Here is a 1,416-nt window from a genome sequence, read left to right as displayed (position 1 = left end):
TCAAGAAGTCTGTGTAATTTGATAAGGCCCAATACATTGGTTTATCCAGTATGAATTTATAATGATTTGGTATGTGAAAAGTGAAGCTAGCTTCACTTTTCACATACCATTTTTTAAACGGTATTTTACTCCGATAACTCTGTTTCTCCATATCTTTCTTTAAATAGTTTATAGATTTTTTCATGGGCTAGACCAAATCCAGCTGTCCGTTTAGTGGTCCAACTATTGTTATAATTATTTGATACTAAATATACGATTTTCTCCACGGATTCTATACTTGGAAGGCTATTCATTGTCTTTAAACGCTTTCTGACTTCTTTAATAGTTCGCTCAATCATATTCGTTGTGTAAATATAAGATCGAATCTCTTTTGGATATTTATAAAAAGTAAGAAGAACAGGTAAATCTTTTTCCCATGAATCCACTTCTTTTTTGTATTTCTTGCCCCATTTCTCTTTGACCATTTGAAACGCTTCTTCCGCACTTGGTAAATCTGCAGCTCTATACACTTGTTTAAAATCACTTGAGACTTCTTTCTGATCGGATTTTCTTACTTTAGACAATACATTCCTCATTTTATGGACAACACAACGTTGAACATCCGCTTTCGGATATACACTTAGAAACGCTGTTTCTAAGCCAGTTAATCCATCGAAAATACCTAGTAAGACGTTCTTTACGCCTCGCTCATGTAAATTTTCTAGAATCTCTCGCCAACCACTTGCCGATTCTCGCCCACCAACGTAAAACCCTAAGATCTCACGCTTCCCTTCCAACGTAATGCCTAAGGCAATATAAATCGCCTCTTTTTCAACCGTATCGCGGCGCACACTGAAAAATAAGCAATCTAAATAGAGTGCGGTGTAATTCGACTCTAATGTACGGGATTGCCAACTTTCGATATCATTCCTAATCTTTTCGGTAATATTAGATACAGTAGTAGCTGAGTAAGGATTACCATCTAATAAACGTTCTACAAACTTCCCGACTTGTCGTGTGCTTACACCGCTTTGATATAGACTTAGAACCGCTTCCTCTAACCAACCGTCACGACGTTGATACGGTTGAAATAAGGAGGTTTGAAAGTCACCGTTCCGATCTCTTGGGACAGACAAATCTTCTATTCGTCCAAACTTTGTATCCAACATTCTTTGATAATAACCATTTTTAGAATTAGGTTCGTTTTGAGGTTCTGTCTTTAGGAAGTTTTGAATTTCCTCTCTAAGAATCATTTCTAATTTCTCTTGTACAAAGTCTTTTACCATAGCTTCAATTTGTTTACCTAAGTCTAAATTGGGTATACTATTATTAGGCATGAGGCAAAGTCTCCTTTCATTTTAGGTTCTGGATAAACCTAGGGGGTACTTTGCCTTATTTTTTGCCTAAAAATGTTTACACATACTTTTATACATCATC

1 protein-coding gene is annotated in these 1,416 nt (G+C 36.0%); it reads right to left on the bottom strand.

Going from position 1 to position 1,416, the window contains the following annotated elements; translation table 11 throughout:
* Positions 1–125: 125 nt before the first annotated feature.
* Positions 126–1,316 carry an IS256 family transposase gene (locus tag FH036_RS26880; protein ID WP_044790599.1) on the bottom strand — a complete coding sequence of 397 codons (1,191 nt, stop codon included), beginning with the start codon at positions 1,314–1,316 and terminating at the stop codon, positions 126–128.
* Positions 1,317–1,416: the final 100 nt, after the last annotated feature.

The organism is Bacillus sp. CD3-5, from assembly GCF_006349665.1.
GTDB lineage: Bacteria > Bacillota > Bacilli > Bacillales > Bacillaceae_G > Bacillus_A > Bacillus_A paranthracis.
The sequence above is the reverse complement of the archived record's forward strand: the minus strand, read 5'-3'. Positions and strand labels throughout refer to the sequence as shown.

What these genes read in the sequence shown, in the direction of transcription:
- FH036_RS26880 (WP_044790599.1), bottom strand. Translation starts at nt 1,316, where the DNA reads ATGCCTAATAATAGTATACCCAATTTAGACTTAGGTAAACAAATTGAA.